Here is a 16,675-nt window from a genome sequence, read left to right on the forward strand (position 1 = left end):
AAAATTAAAACAAAGCAATAAAAAACAACAACTTAAAGCATATGTATTTGAATAAAATTTAAAAACAATAAATCATTACTCGATACACAGCCCCATTTACCACATCAAAACAACCCAAACACATTGTTTTTCCCATCTTGTTCAAGGCCTTTAATCTGATGGTGCTTGGGCTCTCCACCAAACAATAAAATATATAACTTCCGGTCTTGATACGTCCCCACTACATAGTGGTCTTTTTGTATCACGACTCGATAATTTCGGCTTCCCATCGGGAAGCCAGTACTTAATAACATCCATGTAAAATCCAAATGGTTCAGACGTAAATCCCCAAAAAAAAGAGCCGCTAAAAAGCGACTCTTGATTTTCAAACTATTCGAACTCGTTCAGATTACTCTTTACCGAATACGTTGTTCTCTTGCTCTTGCACACGGATGAAAGTCGTACGCTTAGTTAGCTCTTTAAGCTTTGCTGCGCCTACGTATGTACAAGTTGAACGTACACCACCAAGGATGTCAGAAATCGTGTAATGAACAGAACCACGGTATGGAAGTAAAACAGTTTTACCTTCCGCAGCACGGTACTTAGCAACACCACCTGAGTGCTTGTCCATAGCCGACTGTGAAGACATGCCGTAGAACTTCATGTATTGCTTACCGTCTTGCTCTACTACTTCACCGCCTGACTCAGAGTGACCTGCTAGCATGCCGCCTAGCATTACGAAGTCAGCACCGCCGCCGAACGCTTTAGATACGTCACCCGCACATGAACAGCCACCGTCACCGATGATCATGCCGCCAAGGCCGTGTGCCGCGTCGCCACACTCGATGATTGCAGAAAGTTGAGGGTAACCTACGCCTGTTTTAACACGTGTAGTACAAACTGAACCAGGGCCGATACCAACCTTAACAATGTCTGCGCCAGCTAGGATTAGCTCTTCAACCATGTCACCCGTTACAACGTTACCCGCTGAGATAACTTTAGTCGGGAATTCAGCACGTACTTTCTGTACGAACTCAACAAGGTGCTCTGAGTAGCCGTTAGCGATATCAATACAGATAAATACAAACTCTTCGCTAAGCGCCATGATCTTCTTAACTTTCTCGAACTCAGCTTCAGATGTACCTGTTGATACAAAAACGTTGTTCAGAGTTTTCTTGTCTGCTGTTTTAGCAAACTCAGCCCACTGCTCTACTGTGTAGTGCTTGTGTACTGCAGTCATAACACCGTGCTCTGCTAGAGCAGCTGCCATTTCAAAGCTTGCTACCGAATCCATGTTCGCTGCAATTACTGGAGTACCAGACCATTGACGACCGCTATGCTTGAATGTAAAATCGCGGGTTAATTCAACTTGAGAACGGCTTTTAAGGGTAGAACGCTTCGGACGGAAGAGTACATCTTTGAAACCTAACTTAAGTTCTTGTTCGATACGCATGGTGTTTTCCTTGATTCATAAAATTATGTGTCTCTCGCGAAATGCGTAGTAAAACCGTTGGCAGACGAGTTTACTTTTCTTCGGACACAAAAAAACCGGAGCGTTGGCAGACGCTCCGGTTTTCAGCATTATAGGTCGTGATTTAGTAACAGCAAGTCTGATATTTCACTTTTTTTTATGCTATCCTCTCAAAGATTCCATATCTGGTAAAAGCTCCCAAGTAACACTTCCCCACTAAATTCTTACTAATTAATAACTTAGCGAACCAATTACGCAAACGCTGTCGGTTTATTGCGCAATCGTTTTCCTTCATATTTCACGTAATATCGCCCTCATAAAGCAATAATGTGAAGAAAGTGCCTCGAAATCACATAAAAACCACACTTTTCTCCAACAAAAAAATGCCTTTTTTCTTAAATAAATTCGATTATTTTCCAATTTTTATCTGTTTTCGACCAAATTGGCCAATCTGGTGACGTTTTTGTTTTGCGGTCAATTGGAAAAGTAGAGTGATAACGACTCAATCTAGAGGCCAATACTCACTTGGGTTTGATAATTCTGCCCTCGCACTCCATTAAATGAAGCTTTCAAACTCAAACTTTATAAATCCAGTTTCTATTAACCCGTAGCATTGCCGCGCCGAAAGCACATTTCGTGGCTGCCCTTTCGTTCATGTAACCTAAAACATTCAGTAAAGCGCATGGAAAAAGAGAATTGGTTAACGTGAAAAGCTAGGGGAAAGATTAGATTTGAAGAATAGAAAGCAAAAAAATGGCTAAGGTAATTAACCTTAGCCATTTTTATTCGATGTTTTGAATTGTTCTTTACAAGCTATTGAGTATCGAATTAAGACAGGTGCTAATTCTTTTGAGCGCTTAACGCTTCTGCCGTCGCATCTTGAATCGACAAGAACAATGACGTGATTTGTCCAGTAGGCGAACGCATCGGGTTTAGCGTCACGTTCTGGTACATGAAATCAGCTTGTTGAGTAACAGGGCGAACATTGCGGCACTTGAACAGGTAAGGTCTTTGTGGCCATGTAATAAAGCTGCGACAACCTAAATCATAGACTGGCTTGGTTTTCAGCCTAAACCACTCTTCTGGGATTTCAGGGAATAACTCAAAGATCGACTTACCGATAGCATCATGTGATTGCTTACCGCTATGGTGAGTCATGAAGCCATTCCAAACTTGCACCTCAAAATCGCGATTAATAACCACCAGCCCCATGTCGACGTTCTGAACCATGTCCACCATCCAGTGGAACTGTTCAAATTCAGCAGGAAGATTCAACATATTAAAACTCCTCCATTAGGTAGGCCAATTTATTATCTAGAAGTGGCAAAGATTCATCAACAAACATGAATAGAAGGTCACAACGGATTGAAGTGCCGTCTATGTTATAGCTGACTTCGAAAGTCATCGTTTTCTTGAATGAGCCGCCGGTATTTTCAATAACGGAATCGATTGAGATGTGTTGACCCAGCAACACCGGAGAGCTCTGGAAGAAACGAACTTCTGACTGCTCACCTAACCCATTCAGGAATGAACCCACAAGGATGTTAGATACATCCATCAACAGCTCTAGTTCTTCTAACTGTTCGCTTTCTGTTGGCACCTTCATGAGCTTTTTAAGATCGCTCACACTGGAATCACTCAGCAAGACTAACGCTTCACCCGCAATACCTTCTCCGCTAAAGCCTTGGCAAACACCCGACACTTGGTCGTTGTCTGCTAAGTCGCGAAGTGCCATGTGCAATTCACTCACTTCCAAAATATTCACGTTCGGTAGTGGTAAATGGACAAATACATCAAAATGGCGCGCCAGTGCATCGGCGGCGCGGCCAATTGCTACGTTCGCCACTTCCATGTAGATATCGCGTCTGCGTAGTATTGGGAGATCTAAAGCGGTAGGGGTAACCATCTGAGGCTGCGTTGGCGGCTCAACAAGTTCACGTAAAATGCCTTTTAACGCTTCTTTATCGATCGGTTTTTGTAAAAACGCTTTAGCACCAAGATCCATGACCCTCTGCTGCGCTTTTGGTTGGATGTCACCGGAAACAACGACAACAGGTGTGTTATCACCTAAGCGTTGCATCTCTTCCAATGTGCCATAGCCATCTAGCTCTGGCATGGTCAAGTCGAGGAACATCAGTTTAAACTGGTTTTGAGCTAACTCTTCAAGTGCATTAAGCCCATGAACAGCAAAAGTTATATCTGCATTTAGAGAACTAGGCAGTGATCGAGCCATCTGCTTCCTTGCTAATGCAGAATCATCACATATAAGAACTGGGAACGACATAAATGCACCACCGACAAATTAAAGCTAATTTCGAGGAGTGTAACAGATCATTATCGTATCAGGTACGGGGTGAATGAATTTATATGTAGATTATTAATCAGATTGATGGGAAAAGCGGATATTCGATTATCTCTGATTATTCTTTATGAAAAACAATATGCTACAGAGATAGTAACAAGCCTTTTTATAAAGTAATTGCACTATTCCATGAAATGACTGCGATAACTTATAGAATAACAGCCTTATTAAGTAGCCTATTAAGGCTCAACTTGCCGATTCACGAAACAGCCATACATATTGATCGCCTAGACGTGTTGCTCGCCTACTACGCGTTTATCTGGTTGACGTTTATCCGTTTTACATAATGAGTACAAGGGAGCTAAAACTGATATGTAGGCCATAGAATCAGTAATGCGAAACGAATAACCACAGCAAACACCAGTAAAGCGATGCCCAGACGGTACCATTTGTATTCCGCAATATTCATTGGGATACGCTTATAAAACATCGTAATCACGCCTTTCCAATCACTACTGCGTCTTCCGTACTGCATCATGCTCGTCAAAACAAACAATGCACCAAGTACCAGCATTCCTTTCTCAGCCCAAAACAATCCAACTTCCATTTGTATTTTCCTTGATAAAACGGTGAGCGACTTAAATCATTCTAGCTACCTTTGCTTACGGTTTCTGTAAGACCAAGGTCTACATTACGAACTACGCAATTCAGGGCTTTTACCTGATAGCTGATAGCTGATAGCCCATTGTTGGTAATTAGAAATTGGTAACTGGTCATTGATAGTTTTTGGTCAGTATTACAAAGTTCATCGTTCAAGGTTTCATGGTAAAGGCGAGCATCACAAGCAGATCACGAATAAGCATGAGTCGAGAGATCCGGAGACTTACTATTCTTTTGAATGACACGCATCAGCTGGATAAGCAGCAGAATACCTGTCACACCTAAACCAACACCGATTCCGCCCCAGATTCCTGCCAATTCAAACTTAGACATCAAATACCAAGCCGCAGGCAAACCAAATACCCAGTAGCCAATGGCTGTCATTACCGTTGGCATAGAGACAATCTTCATGCCTCTTAACAAGTTAATTGCGAGCAACTGCCATGCATCGACAATAAAGCACAACGCAACCACCCAAATAACAGAGGCCAATAGCGAAGTCATTGCGCCCGTACCATCGTCGAGCTTGAAGAGAGACGCGATCATTTCCGGCCAGATGATGAACACGGCAGACAAGGCTACGCTCAAAACTGAAACCAATATAAAACTCAGAATCGAAGTTCTTTTGATGCCTTCGTAATTACCGGCACCGAAATCACGGCCAACCAAAATCGCCGCTGCTTGTGATAAACCGAAATTGAAGTTCCACGTAAAGCTTAAGCATTGCAGCAGGATTTGATGTAGTGCTAACGAAGCAATACTGATCGTCCCCGCCATCAGAGTCCCACCGTATATAAGGCCATGCTCAAGTAAAGCCGCTAGCCCAATAGGTAAACCCATCATTAATAAAGGGCTCATCAGCTTAATAGAGTACTCTTCGGTATTTAACCAAGGGGCGAATTGCTTGAACTCGTCACGTTTAAACACCCACACTGTGTATCCAACCATCACGATGAATGCCGCGATAGCCGTGCCTAACCCAAGCCCCGTTAAGCCCATGTCTAATTGGAAGGTTAGGAAGTAACTCACTGGCACATTCAGGATCACTGTGATTATCGACATCACCAGAATAGAACGCACATTGCCAAACGCACTGGTTAAGCCACGAAGTACCAACAAGATAAGCGAAGGCAACATCACCCACTTCAAAGCATGGACATATTCCATGGCTAAAGTGATCACTTCTGGTGGCTGTTTGGCTGCTTCTAATACCAACGGAGCAAACCAGAAGCTAGCCATTAAGGTCACGCTGAGCACGAATGCCAACATGGTTGCGCCTTTCACCGCCAATCTGATTTGTGTATTACCAAACTCAGGGCGAGCTACGCGCTGACCGTAAGCGATCGCAATCAAGTTCGCGACACACCCCACGGTGCTGCTCGCAATAATAAAGATGAAAAAGTAGATAGAGGCGCCTAAGCCACCAGCCGCAAGGGCTGACACACTGATACGCGACATCATCCAAACATCAGTAAGGACTAACGCCATAGAGATTAGCTGTGAAATGATCAAAGGGAATGCAAGAGTGAGTATTTTTTTCATGAGCGCCTCAGGTAATTTCGCCCAAAATACGATCGATGAAGCTGGCGTTCAATTGATAAATTTGCGACTCTAACATTCCATAAACTCATGCGAACGAATTATGACCCCATATCCTAGCTTGCCATCATCCCATAATGGCTTAAAAGCCTTCGAAGCTGCTGCAAGGCTGATGAGCTTTACGTTGGCCGCCGATGAACTGCATGTGACACAAAGTGCGATCAGCCGTCAGATTAAACAGCTTGAAGATGAGTTAAACGCATCATTGGTTATTCGTAAGCATCGAGCGATTGAACTAACAGAACAAGGTCACGATTTGTATGTGGCTTTACGTGAAAGCTATGCCAATGTCGAAACGGTTATTGCTTCTTGGGGCGAGCCAAAGCAGAAACGTATTGTGATCAAAGCGACTTTGAGTTTCGCGACGCGCGTATTGATCTCTAAAGTACGGGAATTAAACGAGCGTTATCAAGATTATGAAATCGTCATTGTGCCTGTGATTGAGGAAGACGAATCGATCAACAGCAGCGAATATGACCTGCTGATCTTTCACACGCGCTTCAAAAAACGCTATGACAAGGCACCTAACATCACCTTCTTACGTGAAGAGTTTATGGCGCCGGTCTGTTCGACTAGTTTAACGAACAAAGATACTGACCTCGATTCGCTCTTAACCTTACCAAGACTCCACCCGACCTTAGATCATCACGACTGGAAAGTGTGGCTGGCTGATGTCGAGTTCCCACCGAAAAAGCCCGTTAGAAATACCAGCTTCTTGTCTTTGGATATGGCACTCAGTGCTTGCTTGTCAGGTGAAGGCGTCACGGTGACGGATTTACTGTTGGTTTTACAGGATCTACAACGGGGCTTCTTGTACTGCCCTAAGGATGCAAAGATTCAACACAGTGCTTGGACTTACTTCATGCACCAGCGTACACACACGCCTATCATCAATGACCTTATTGAATGGCTGAGGGAAGAGACAGCCAAAGAGATTGAGTTGCTGAAATCACTCGCACAGCAATATCAATGGTTTGGTGTAATTGAGCAAGACAAAGGCTTTGGTCGACTCTCTTAAATTAAGCTATGATTCCCCTTCCCTCACCCGATTGATATTTTTATGCCTTCTTTCTCTGTTTCAATGATCCCTGTTGGGGTTAGGTTCATGATTCTCTCCGCTTTTGGGTTCGCACTGATGTCTGCTTGTGTGAAATACATCAGCAACTACGGGATACCTGTCTTTGAAATCGTTGCAGCAAGGGCTTTGGTGTCTTTGATCATCAGCTACATCGACGTAAAACGAAAAGGCATTTCGATCTGGGGTAATAACAAACCACTCTTGTTCGTGCGTGGTGCTGTCGGTACTGCGGCGTTAATGTGTGTTTACTACGCTGTAACCACTCTTCCGTTAGCAGAAGCAACTATCCTGCAATACGTACATCCCGTGTTTACCGCGTTGCTTGGCGTGTTGTTCTTAAAAGAGCGCGTGCAAAAGTCGACCATGATCTGCATAGCATTCTGCCTCGCGGGATTGCTGGTGATGGTACAACCAAGCATGAACAGTGGCGCAAACAGTGAATTACCCATGTTCAGCATTATGGTGGCGTTATTGGGCGCGTTTGGTAGCTCAATTGCTTATGTAATTGTGAGAAAGCTTAGCCAAACTGAAGATAGCTCGGTGATCATCTTCTATTTCCCGCTGGTTGCTCTTCCAATCTCAACAGCCCTGATCTGGAACGACTTTGTATGGCCGAGCTTATTCTTAACCGTTATGTTGGTTCTGGTCGGGATTTTCACTCAGATAGGCCAATACGGTTTAACCAAAGCGATGCAAACTCAAGCTGCCGGTAAAGCTTCTGCTTACTCATACGTTCAAATCGTATTCTCAGCGTTGTTAGGCGTGTGGATCTTCAATGAGATTCCATCAGTTTGGACTTACCTAGGTGGTGGCCTGATCGTAACAGGAGCCTTGATCAATGTGTTTGGCAAACAACTGTTAGTACCGTTTAAAGCTAAGTAAGCGACTAGCAGAGTAAATATCAGCTAGCCAATCAGCTAATAGATATAAAAAGGGCATTGCGGAATATTCCACAATGCCCTTTTCTGTGAGTCTTCCTAGCACCCTTTCTTAGACGTTTTATTTCGAACAATCTCGCTCTAGCACATCAACTCGATTGCGAGTTCTACTACGTGGCGTTGCGTAGCTTGGGATCATCGCTCAGGTATTCAACGAACTCGATTTCAAAGCCCGCAGGATCAACAAAGTAAACGTTTTTGCGATAAGGTTCTTCAGCTCCAGGTTTAGCAATTGGGAAACCCGCATCAATAAGGCGTTCAATCACGCTCTCGATATTGTTGGTTACATAAGCAAAATGCGCGAGACCGACAGAATGCCCAGCCAAATCTCTGTTTTCTCCTTCGCCGTGATCGCTCAACGCGATGTATTGGTATTCATCACCAAAATGTAGCCAGTTACGTGGCTTGCCAGACCATTCGCCTTGCCCTTCATCACGCACATACCAGTGAGGGAAAGCTGCTTTATAGAAAGTCAGCATCTCTGGGATATCTTTAACCACTAAATTTACATGTTCAAGTTGGATCATTCTTCTCTCCTTAAAGTATTCTCTTAAGCAACGTTGCATATCCTAATACCTCAAGTTAAGTTGAGGTAAAGAACTAATTTACGTTTATTTTCGAGAACGTCTTTAGAGTCCAAATGGCTCTGCTTTGACTACATACAAACTTTGAGTTTAGACGACCTAATCCAATGTAACTCTCTTGCCTCGTATTATGTTCTTTGTACTTAATACCAGTGACTTTATGGGAGGTGTTCTCTCCAAACCACACCTTCCACAAAGTGAACCGATGAAATGGATGTTGTATACAGGCCTCCCCTCAGTGATCGCAATGCAGAACCAAACCGTAGTTAATTGAAATACAAGCACTTAGCATTTTTTAGTCGACTGCGTAGCGGGAGTGATACATGGACAGCAGAATTACCATCAAAGAATTTCTCAGAGTGTTCGATTACCTTCGTTCAACGGGCGAACAGCTGGACAATAAATATCAATTAGGTGAGATGTTTGCTTGGCACGATTACGACGGTTACAACTGTTGGCTAAGCTACAGAGACGTTACGATAACCCTGATGTTCCACGGTTCATTAAAAATCGAATACGACAAAGCGTCGAATTATGAAGACTTCATCAACCGTTGTCTGACTATGCTTGCTACAGAGCCTTCTCCATAAGTACGAAAGGTCAACACGCCCTAATAACTAATGGATAAAATCATGCACGAAACTGACTTTAAAACGCACTTACTGCCTAAACGAATCGCTTCTTTGTGCCTAATACTCAGCCTTTCTTTTTTATGGTCTCAAGTATCTGTAGCAGGAATAGATATGATTGATTTTACACAAGCGAACGAACAGAAGAATTGGACAGCGACCAACGACAATGTGATGGGCGGCATCTCAACAGGCGGTCTTATTCATGATGGCGAGACGAGTCAATTTAAGGGCGAACTATCGTTAGAGAACAATGGTGGCTTCAGTTCAATCAATCGCTCTGTTGAAACACTAAGATCTGAAACGGACAGCGTAGAGTTGACGTTTGTGGGTGATGGTCGTACTTACCAATTAAGGTTCACAACGTGGATAGATGGAAACAGGACCAACTACAAGCACAACTTTGAGACAATTAAAGGTGAACAACTCAAGAAAACCTTCCGACTAAACGACTTTCAAGCGGTGTTTAGAGGTCGGTTACTCAACGAAGCTCCGGGGCTTAAAGCTCAACACATTAAACAGATCGGCTTTTTGATTGCAGACAAACAGCCTCTGCACTTCGAGCTAAACTTACTTCAGATTCAATTCAAAACCTCGCAAGAAACGGAGTAACGCTTTGTTGGAATAAGGTAAAGTCTGAATAAACCACAGACGAACAAAAGCCCCTGATATCTTACCGATTCGCGATAGATATCAGGGGCTTTCTATTCAAGCGTTCAAAAGATCAATGCTTCAAACCGTCAAAGATCTAAATCATTAACTATTAATATTTAATGGCTGTTTTTCCAATCGACGTACTGCTTTCAATACGTTGGTGCGCATCTTTCAGAGTTTCAATACTAAAACCATTCAACGTCGTCGTTAGTGTCGATTTAATGCGGCCTGCATCAATCAAGTTCGCAGCTTGGAATAAGATGTCTTGTTGCTTCTGGATATCGTCTGTGTTGAACAGTGAACGGGTAAACATCAGCTCCCACACAAAACCGACAGACTTACCTTGAAGCGCCGACAAATCAATTCCACCATCGAATTCCACAATCGAACTGATCATGCCTTGTGGTGCAATCAGCTCCACCATCGATTCCCAGTGCCCTTTGGTATCCGCAACATTAAAAATGTAATCGACATGCTGGATGCCTTGCTCGCGCACAGACTCAACCAAGTTACGGTGATTCACCACATGGTCTGCACCCATATCCCTTACCCACTGCTCGGTTTCAGGTCTTGAAGCCGTCGCAATGACAGTCAGGTTAGTCAGTTGGCTCGCCAATTGAATAGTGATTGAACCTACGCCACCAGCGCCACCAATAATCAGAATCGACTTTTGCTCTTCAGGACGAACACGCAAGCGGTCAAACAACGCTTCCCACGCAGTGAGTGTCGCTAGCGGCATCACAGCAGCAGCTTCATCAGAAAGGCTCTTTGGTGCTTTCGCCGCAATACGGTAATCAACGGCTTGGTATTCCGCGTTAGCTCCCATGCGAGTGACGTCACCAGCGTAGTAAACACGGTCACCTAATTCAAAACCTTCAACGTCTGTACCTTTACCGACAACTTCACCGACTGCGTCATAGCCCAGCACTTTAGGTTGTTCGAGTGTTTTATCCTTAGCACTACGAATACGAATTTTTGCGTCAGCAGGGTTGATAGAAGTCGCGCTCACTTTTACCAGCAAGTCATTATTTTTTAGTTCTGGCAGACTCGTTTCAAACTCAAATAAACTGTCTTGCTCTGTAATCGCAAATGACTGAGTAAATCCAATAGCTTTCATTTTTGATGGTACTGACATTGTGCTTTCTCCTTGAATTAGACGAGTTAATCTTAGTCAATTCTCACTCTAGATAAACCGTCTAACATTTGAATGATTTTCAAATATATTTTGATAATTAAGCGTATAAAGTTAGCTTAGAAGAGGTAAATAAGGGTTAACCCGCTTTGTGATTAGCAAAGATTTCAATACAATGTTTAGAACATTATCAAACACAGGTAGATAAGATGCTTCTTGAAGACTTACAGGTCATTTTAAAAGTGGCGGAGTTTCGCAGCATCACCGCAGCAGCCACCACCCTAGACATGCGTACTGCAACCGCGAGTGCTGCCGTCAAACGAGTTGAAGCCGCACTAGGCGCTGAACTGTTTGTAAGAACCACTCGCCATTTAAGGCTCTCTTCAGCAGGCGAACGCTATTTACCTGAGTGTGAACAGGCCTTGAAAATATTAGAGCAAGCCAAGCTCAGCATGCGCGAAGAGCTTGGTATTCTCGATGGAGAAATCCGCATTGCGCTTTCATCGGATCTAGGCCGCAACCTCATCACACCTTGGTTAGATGAGTTCTTGCTTGAATACCCTAAAGCATCACTTAGAACGAGCATCAGTGACAGTAATATCGATTTTTACCGTGACTCCGTTGATATGGCGCTTCGCTATGGCTCCCCTACTGACGCCAACACGTATGGTTTCAAGATCTGCGATGTGCCGAGAATATTGTGTGCGGCTCCTGAATATTTGGCTGAAATGGGAACACCAAAACACCCGAGTGACTTAGCTCAACATAATGGTTTGCTTTATCAGCTGCATGATATGTTGCAAGACGAATGGGTGTTTAACGATGGTAAGCAGGATCACAAAGTGAAGCTGAAAGGGAATCGTGCATCGAACGATGCTGACCTTGTTAGACGTTGGTGTGTTGCCGGTAAAGGCGTGGCGATAAAGTCTTGTTTAGATATGTCGAAGCATTTGCTTTCGGGCGAAGTGGTTAAAGTTATGCCTGAATTTAAACCAACACCAACCGAGTTGTGGTTAGTCTGCCCTAGTCGTCAATCCATCACACCAACGGTTCGCTTATTAAGAGATTTATTCCGCGAGAAAACCGCAGAGATCCTTTCTCAACTGAGCAAACAAAGCATTATAGATACTCAAAAGTCTTAGCGATCTAGAGATAAAAAAGGCGCTAGCGGACTTCAATCCGCTAACGCCTTTCTTCATTTGAACATCACACTGTATTAATGGATGTATCTACATTAATACTAATACTTTAATACGAGTGCTTAGTTTGACTCTTCTTCAACATCGCAATCAGCACAGCACTGAAGAGCAATTTCATGTTCGAAGGTGATTGTATCTTGGCCTTCTTCTAGAAGTTCTGCAATTTCATCCGCGACTTCTTGCTCATCATCAGCTTCAATTCCGCTCGCTAACTCTTCTTCTGAATAACCGAAGAAATTCAGTAATAGATACTCGCGAGCTTCGTCTTTGGTACAAACCACATTTGCTGAAAGATCAGGCGTAACTTCACCTTCCGCAAGTGTCTTTGTCACTTGCTCTAGAGCAGTATCTTTCATCGCAGGCGTTAACCAACCAAGATCAGTACTTACTGTCGTTTTTTTACAGTCGAAGCAAGGCAGTTGGTGAAAGTAGTATTGAAAGGTCGTCATAGGTAATTTCTTCTTTAAGTGTTGTATAGCGAGATTATGCGCGTTTTATAGCAAAATACTATCTCTATCAACACCAAAAATTGATTCGCTCTGATTATTTTAACCAGATGCACAGCAAGCCATACTGACAACTTTAATCATCGGCTATTTGCTTAAATCGCCACACACATCGGCGTATTGGATATAGGGTCACGAAATACGCTCGCTTTGAGATCAAAAACATCATTCAGCAATGTCTCGGTCATCACCTCATCGGGGGTGCCTTCAGCCACTAAACCACCTCTTTCTAAAACGATCAAATGATCGCAGTAACGGCTCGCTTGGTTCAGATCATGGAGCACAACCACCACCGTTTTTCCCTTGTCATTCATCTGCTGCATCAAGTTCATTAATTCAACTTGGTGAGACATATCAAGATAAGTGGTCGGCTCATCCAACATCACGACATCTGTGTCTTGCGCTATTATCATCGCTATCCATGCTCTTTGACGCTGCCCACCCGACAGTGACTCAATCGGTTTATCAGCAAACTCAAGTACGCCGGTATCACGCATTGCTTGTTCGACAATCGCTTGGTCTTCTTGCCCTAACCTTCCCCAATGGGACACATAAGGAGAACGGCCATATTCAACCAGTTTTCTGACCGAAATGCCTTCAGGGCTGACCAATATTTGCGGCAGAAGCGACAACGAACGCGCGAGCACTTTATCGCCATAGCTCGACAACGGTTTGTCTTCAAATAACACCTCTCCTGTCACCGGCTTATTGATCCTGACTAACGTCTTTAACAAGGTAGATTTACCACATCCATTGGGTCCAATTAAGGCTGTGATTTTTCCCTTTGGGATGGACACCGAAAGGTTCGGTATGATCGTTTGTTTGCCGTACGCGACGGAAAGATTCTGCGTTTTTAGCATGGTTACCAACCTCGATAGCGATAAAGAAGAAAGATGAAATAAGGCGCGCCAATCACAGAAGTAAGTACCCCTGCAGGTAATTCAATCGGTGGTTGTAGACCTCTTGCCAAGCCGTCGGCACAAGTAACCAAAATCGCGCCCACCAGAGCAGACGCCGGGATTAACAACTTATGATTATGCCCAAACAACAAGCGCGCTAAGTGAGGTGCTAATAAACCCACAAAACTGATCGTTCCAGCCACTGAAACGCTGACGCTGGCAAGCAACACAGCGGCCAATAGCGCAAGAGCTTGTATCTGTTTTGGCTTAGTACCCAATGTGGTGGCACTTTCCTCACCAAGCCCCATCACATCCAATCGCCAAGCAAGCCAAAATGCCATTGGCAACAACAAGAGCAATGCTCCCCAAATAAAGGGAACTTGCTGCCAATTTCGTCCCCAGAGGCTGCCGGTTAGCCATACCATCGCCGTGTTGATTTCGATGGGGTTAGTGACAAGCAAGAAGTCGATGCAACTCGCCAGAAACGCACTCACTGCAATACCAATCAAGGCCAACTTGGCGGGTGTTGGCCTTGACCACCATGCCAGTACCGCAATCAACCCAGCAGCCAATACCCCACCGAACATCGCCACCACAGGCAGTACGCTAACTGCCGCATTAGGGAACCACACTAAACTCGCAGTCGCAGCAAGCCCTGCCCCAGCGCTAATGCCCATAAGATCAGGCGATGCTAACGGGTTACGTATCACACCTTGCACTAATACGCCGGATAGCCCCAACCCTGCGCCCACGCTTATCGCGAGTAACATACGTGGTAGCCGATACTGATGGATAACAAAGTCGTCACTGGAAAAGGCGACCAAATGTTTGATGACTTGAGGAATAGAAAGTGACGCTGCACCGACAAACAAGCCCGCAGATGCCACTAATATGAGAACCCCTGATAACAAAACTATCTTAGTGTGATGGTGCATTAAGATCTCCTCGTCGCAATCAAAATAAAACAAGGTGTCCCAAGTAGGGCTGTAATAACACCAACCGGCGTTTCAGTCGGGAAAGCAATCGATCGTGACAACGCATCTGACCAAGACACTAATGCTGCACCTGCCATTGCGGAGATAGGAATCAGTAGATGGTAATTGTGCCCAACCATGGGCCGAACCAAATGAGGAACCAACAATCCTACAAAGCCAATGGGACCAGCGATAGCGACACTGGCACCCGCAAGCAACACGATAGCCAATCCACTCATGAGACGAGTAAGCCGGATATTACTGCCCAACCCCACAGCCACTTCTTCACCAAGCGCCAATAAGTTGAGGTTACGAGCAAGGCTAACAGCCAACACCAAACCAATCACTGCTGGCGGCCAAAGCTGTTGCCACTGTCCCTCATCCACGCTAGACAATGAACCGGTAAGCCAATGCAGCACGCTATAAGCCATATCATCAGCTAGAATCAACGCTGCTCGAGTTAACCCAATCAATAAAGCAGTAATGGCGATACCCGCTAAAACCAAACGTAACGGATGAGAACGTTCGGAGAAGAAGCCACCGAGGAGCATCACAGCACCACCGCCTAGCAATGCACCAAGAACAGCATTAAGGATCGGGTTTAAATCACTCACCACAGGTATGCCTATCGCAGCTAAAGCCATAAAACAGGCTGCGCCAGCGTTAATACCTAAAATTGATGGAGACGCAAGTGGGTTACGTGTTAATCCCTGCATCAACAGTCCGGCGACGGCTAAGCTTGCACCAATCAATAACCCAGCGTGAGCCCTTGGAGCTCTAAGTGTCGCCAATATTTGATGAGTCATATTGCTCTCATCAAACGCAAACCAATAGTGAACTAAGTCACTCAATGTTAGGGAGAAATTCGACCAACCTAGCATCGAGGCCACGTAACCAGACATCGCCAAACACGACACTAAAGCCGTAAATAACGTGACTCGCCACGACACTAATACCGTAAGCCACGACACTATAAGCGAACGTCGCTTACCTCTAGAGAGCAACATCGAACTCATGAACGATCCAAGATCTGCTCTAGATTTTTCGCCATTTGTTCTGCGGCCAACATGCCTCGATTCAATGACCATAGTGCTGGTGACACTTCCACCACTTGTTGATTCTTCGCGGATGTTAATACATTAAACAGTGGGTTTTTCTGCCAATCATCAACGATATTTGGATCTGAGTAAGCACCAAGGAGCAACCAGTCAGGATTTGTTTTCAACAACAACTCAAAGCTGGTTGGTAAGTACGCCTTGTCTGTCGGATCCACTATTGGGCTAGCAATACCTAATGTGGTGAGTACACCTCCTGCATACGAAGCAGGGCTATGTAGCCACATTCCTTTTTCCGACACAACAGCAAATTGGACAGTTTGTTTAAGCGAGAAATGACTTTTAAATTCCACCATGGCTTGTTGATGTTGGTGAATTCTTTGTTCCATTGCCGATTGCTTGTCGAGGGCGATACCGACCTTAAGCGCAGATTCCAAGTTCTCTTGATAAGTCTCTCCACGGCTTTTGAGCAGCAGAGTTGGTGCGATTCGCTGTAGATCTTGATAAACCGTACGATGACGCTCTGCATCGGCAATGATCAGGTCGGGCTTTAATACCGCAATGGCTTCTAGACTAGGCTGCGAACGCATCCCAACCGATTCCCATGGTTGCACTAATTCACGCACCGCCGGAATCACTCGCGAAGTATCATTGTCATCGGCAACACCAACCGGAGATACGCCTACCGCAGCTAACGCATCGACAAATGAGAACTCCAACACCACAACGCGTTGCGGGGTAGTCGCTATCTCAAACTGACCTTGCTCATCTTGAATGATCCTCGTTTTTGCTGAACTGGAGAATGAGAACAAGCTTAAAGCCAACAAAGCTAAGGTTATCGCTATCCTGCTGAATAAAAAATGCCTTTTGAATGACAGCAGTCCGTTCGGCAGCAGCCATTGATTCGAAAATAAAAGTCGAGAACTGTTTTCCATATTTATTTTTCCTTAAACACTAGAACCGTGAAAGTCGCCAATAATATTGGCGACTTATATTCGTTATTATTTTTAATCAAT

At 44.4% G+C, this 16,675-nt stretch carries 17 protein-coding genes; 5 read left to right on the forward strand and 12 right to left on the reverse strand.

Going from position 1 to position 16,675, the window contains the following annotated elements; all coding sequences use genetic code 11:
- Nucleotides 1-388: 388 nt before the first annotated feature.
- The 5 genes from OCV30_RS22160 to OCV30_RS22180 form a co-directional block, all read right to left on the reverse strand.
- The gene (locus OCV30_RS22160; protein ID WP_004731658.1) at nt 389-1,432 is read right to left on the reverse strand and encodes a GMP reductase; all 1,044 of its coding nucleotides are present in this window, start codon (nt 1,430-1,432) and stop codon (nt 389-391) included.
- 858 nt (nt 1,433-2,290) lie between these two features.
- Nucleotides 2,291-2,728: a PAS domain-containing protein gene (locus OCV30_RS22165; RefSeq protein WP_009844817.1), complete on the reverse strand. Its 438-nt coding sequence runs from the start codon at nt 2,726-2,728 to the stop codon at nt 2,291-2,293.
- Nucleotide 2,729: 1 nt separating this feature from the next.
- Nucleotides 2,730-3,734, reverse strand: a complete 1,005-nt coding sequence (locus OCV30_RS22170; RefSeq protein ID WP_017104194.1) for a response regulator — start codon at nt 3,732-3,734, stop codon at nt 2,730-2,732.
- 379 nt (nt 3,735-4,113) lie between these two features.
- Nucleotides 4,114-4,359 carry a hypothetical protein gene (locus OCV30_RS22175; protein WP_009844815.1) on the reverse strand — a complete coding sequence of 82 codons (246 nt, stop codon included), beginning with the start codon at nt 4,357-4,359 and terminating at the stop codon, nt 4,114-4,116.
- A gap of 242 nt (nt 4,360-4,601) precedes the next feature.
- Nucleotides 4,602-5,954: an MATE family efflux transporter gene (locus OCV30_RS22180; RefSeq protein ID WP_065678841.1), complete on the reverse strand. Its 1,353-nt coding sequence runs from the start codon at nt 5,952-5,954 to the stop codon at nt 4,602-4,604.
- A gap of 100 nt (nt 5,955-6,054) precedes the next feature.
- Between OCV30_RS22180 and OCV30_RS22185 the strand changes: the two genes are divergently transcribed.
- Nucleotides 6,055-7,029, forward strand: coding sequence for a LysR family transcriptional regulator (locus OCV30_RS22185; protein ID WP_017099806.1), 975 nt, complete (start codon nt 6,055-6,057; stop codon nt 7,027-7,029).
- A 42-nt stretch (nt 7,030-7,071) separates the two neighbouring features.
- Nucleotides 7,072-7,971 (forward strand): DMT family transporter, encoded by a 900-nt coding sequence (locus tag OCV30_RS22190; RefSeq protein ID WP_065678842.1) that lies wholly within the window; start codon nt 7,072-7,074, stop codon nt 7,969-7,971.
- A 166-nt stretch (nt 7,972-8,137) separates the two neighbouring features.
- Here OCV30_RS22190 and OCV30_RS22195 read toward each other — a convergent pair whose 3' ends face one another.
- Nucleotides 8,138-8,554, reverse strand: coding sequence for a VOC family protein (locus tag OCV30_RS22195; protein ID WP_009844811.1), 417 nt, complete (start codon nt 8,552-8,554; stop codon nt 8,138-8,140).
- Between the two features lie 380 nt (nt 8,555-8,934).
- Between OCV30_RS22195 and OCV30_RS22200 the strand changes: the two genes are divergently transcribed.
- Nucleotides 8,935-9,201, forward strand: coding sequence for a DUF3081 domain-containing protein (locus OCV30_RS22200; RefSeq protein WP_065678843.1), 267 nt, complete (start codon nt 8,935-8,937; stop codon nt 9,199-9,201).
- 30 nt (nt 9,202-9,231) lie between these two features.
- The gene (locus OCV30_RS22205) at nt 9,232-9,852 is read left to right on the forward strand and encodes a CIA30 family protein (RefSeq protein ID WP_167351945.1); all 621 of its coding nucleotides are present in this window, start codon (nt 9,232-9,234) and stop codon (nt 9,850-9,852) included.
- 151 nt (nt 9,853-10,003) lie between these two features.
- Here OCV30_RS22205 and OCV30_RS22210 read toward each other — a convergent pair whose 3' ends face one another.
- On the reverse strand, nt 10,004-11,029 hold the full coding sequence (locus tag OCV30_RS22210) for a zinc-binding alcohol dehydrogenase family protein (RefSeq protein ID WP_065678845.1): 1,026 nt from the start codon (nt 11,027-11,029) through the stop codon (nt 10,004-10,006).
- 206 nt (nt 11,030-11,235) lie between these two features.
- On the opposite strand from OCV30_RS22210, the gene OCV30_RS22215 reads away from it, so the two are divergent.
- A complete protein-coding gene (locus OCV30_RS22215; protein WP_065678846.1) occupies nt 11,236-12,168 on the forward strand; it encodes a LysR family transcriptional regulator in 933 nt (310 codons plus the stop codon).
- Between the two features lie 119 nt (nt 12,169-12,287).
- Here OCV30_RS22215 and OCV30_RS22220 read toward each other — a convergent pair whose 3' ends face one another.
- The 5 genes from OCV30_RS22220 to OCV30_RS22240 all read right to left on the reverse strand — a co-directional run bounded on the left by OCV30_RS22220 (nt 12,288) and on the right by OCV30_RS22240 (nt 16,594).
- Nucleotides 12,288-12,674 carry a hypothetical protein gene (locus OCV30_RS22220; protein WP_009844806.1) on the reverse strand — a complete coding sequence of 129 codons (387 nt, stop codon included), beginning with the start codon at nt 12,672-12,674 and terminating at the stop codon, nt 12,288-12,290.
- A 152-nt stretch (nt 12,675-12,826) separates the two neighbouring features.
- Complete coding sequence (fecE, locus tag OCV30_RS22225) at nt 12,827-13,591, reverse strand: Fe(3+) dicitrate ABC transporter ATP-binding protein FecE (protein WP_020477206.1); 765 nt, start codon at nt 13,589-13,591, stop codon at nt 12,827-12,829.
- A gap of 2 nt (nt 13,592-13,593) precedes the next feature.
- Nucleotides 13,594-14,565 (reverse strand): FecCD family ABC transporter permease, encoded by a 972-nt coding sequence (locus tag OCV30_RS22230; RefSeq protein WP_065678847.1) that lies wholly within the window; start codon nt 14,563-14,565, stop codon nt 13,594-13,596.
- Complete coding sequence (locus OCV30_RS22235) at nt 14,565-15,620, reverse strand: FecCD family ABC transporter permease (RefSeq protein ID WP_029225348.1); 1,056 nt, start codon at nt 15,618-15,620, stop codon at nt 14,565-14,567. The genes OCV30_RS22230 and OCV30_RS22235 overlap by 1 nt, the downstream gene beginning before the upstream one ends.
- On the reverse strand, nt 15,617-16,594 hold the full coding sequence (locus OCV30_RS22240) for a Fe(3+) dicitrate ABC transporter substrate-binding protein (RefSeq protein WP_009844802.1): 978 nt from the start codon (nt 16,592-16,594) through the stop codon (nt 15,617-15,619). Before OCV30_RS22240 ends, OCV30_RS22235 begins: the two co-directional genes overlap by 4 nt.
- Nucleotides 16,595-16,675 lie beyond the last annotated feature (81 nt).

The sequence above is a fragment of the Vibrio atlanticus genome, assembly GCF_024347315.1.
Lineage (GTDB): Bacteria > Pseudomonadota > Gammaproteobacteria > Enterobacterales > Vibrionaceae > Vibrio > Vibrio atlanticus.

What these genes read in the sequence shown, in the direction of transcription:
- OCV30_RS22235 (WP_029225348.1), bottom strand. Translation starts at nt 15,620, where the DNA reads ATGAGTTCGATGTTGCTCTCTAGAGGTAAGCGACGTTCGCTTATAGTG.
- OCV30_RS22190 (WP_065678842.1), top strand. Translation starts at nt 7,072, where the DNA reads ATGCCTTCTTTCTCTGTTTCAATGATCCCTGTTGGGGTTAGGTTCATG.
- OCV30_RS22220 (WP_009844806.1), bottom strand. Translation starts at nt 12,674, where the DNA reads ATGACGACCTTTCAATACTACTTTCACCAACTGCCTTGCTTCGACTGT.
- fecE (WP_020477206.1), bottom strand. Translation starts at nt 13,591, where the DNA reads ATGCTAAAAACGCAGAATCTTTCCGTCGCGTACGGCAAACAAACGATC.
- OCV30_RS22230 (WP_065678847.1), bottom strand. Translation starts at nt 14,565, where the DNA reads ATGCACCATCACACTAAGATAGTTTTGTTATCAGGGGTTCTCATATTA.
- OCV30_RS22200 (WP_065678843.1), top strand. Translation starts at nt 8,935, where the DNA reads ATGGACAGCAGAATTACCATCAAAGAATTTCTCAGAGTGTTCGATTAC.
- OCV30_RS22210 (WP_065678845.1), bottom strand. Translation starts at nt 11,029, where the DNA reads ATGTCAGTACCATCAAAAATGAAAGCTATTGGATTTACTCAGTCATTT.
- OCV30_RS22215 (WP_065678846.1), top strand. Translation starts at nt 11,236, where the DNA reads ATGCTTCTTGAAGACTTACAGGTCATTTTAAAAGTGGCGGAGTTTCGC.
- OCV30_RS22175 (WP_009844815.1), bottom strand. Translation starts at nt 4,359, where the DNA reads ATGGAAGTTGGATTGTTTTGGGCTGAGAAAGGAATGCTGGTACTTGGT.
- OCV30_RS22170 (WP_017104194.1), bottom strand. Translation starts at nt 3,734, where the DNA reads ATGTCGTTCCCAGTTCTTATATGTGATGATTCTGCATTAGCAAGGAAG.
- OCV30_RS22240 (WP_009844802.1), bottom strand. Translation starts at nt 16,594, where the DNA reads ATGGAAAACAGTTCTCGACTTTTATTTTCGAATCAATGGCTGCTGCCG.
- OCV30_RS22180 (WP_065678841.1), bottom strand. Translation starts at nt 5,954, where the DNA reads ATGAAAAAAATACTCACTCTTGCATTCCCTTTGATCATTTCACAGCTA.
- OCV30_RS22205 (WP_167351945.1), top strand. Translation starts at nt 9,232, where the DNA reads ATGGATAAAATCATGCACGAAACTGACTTTAAAACGCACTTACTGCCT.
- OCV30_RS22195 (WP_009844811.1), bottom strand. Translation starts at nt 8,554, where the DNA reads ATGATCCAACTTGAACATGTAAATTTAGTGGTTAAAGATATCCCAGAG.
- OCV30_RS22185 (WP_017099806.1), top strand. Translation starts at nt 6,055, where the DNA reads ATGACCCCATATCCTAGCTTGCCATCATCCCATAATGGCTTAAAAGCC.
- OCV30_RS22160 (WP_004731658.1), bottom strand. Translation starts at nt 1,432, where the DNA reads ATGCGTATCGAACAAGAACTTAAGTTAGGTTTCAAAGATGTACTCTTC.
- OCV30_RS22165 (WP_009844817.1), bottom strand. Translation starts at nt 2,728, where the DNA reads ATGTTGAATCTTCCTGCTGAATTTGAACAGTTCCACTGGATGGTGGAC.